Source organism: Paraburkholderia sp. SIMBA_053 (assembly GCF_046534895.1).
Taxonomy (GTDB): Bacteria; Pseudomonadota; Gammaproteobacteria; order Burkholderiales; family Burkholderiaceae; genus Paraburkholderia; species Paraburkholderia caledonica.
This window is the reverse complement of sequence record NZ_JAWRXU010001018.1, coordinates 1-206: the sequence shown is the minus strand read 5'-3', so window position 1 is coordinate 206 and position 206 is coordinate 1. Positions and strand designations below refer to the sequence as shown.

Here is a 206-nt window from a genome sequence, read left to right as displayed (position 1 = left end):
AGGATGCCGAATCATTAGAAAACTACATATCATAGAAATAGAAACCCATAGGAGAAAACGAATACTTAAAAATAAAGGTGAAGAAATTACTAGGAAGCACTCTAGATAAGGCACGTGTAAAGAAGTATTTGGGCTACGTGTAAATATAAAATCGTAAGTAAGAAGATAAATCATACTAACACCAAGAAAAATGTATTTTGTTAACA

Annotated in this window: 1 protein-coding gene; it reads right to left on the bottom strand. The window is 30.6% G+C overall.

Going from position 1 to position 206, the window contains the following annotated elements; all coding sequences use genetic code 11:
* Positions 1–192, bottom strand: a 192-nt coding sequence (locus tag SB753_RS38710; protein ID WP_410805368.1) for a hypothetical protein, incomplete at its 3' end; no start/stop codon positions are given.
* Positions 193–206 lie beyond the last annotated feature (14 nt).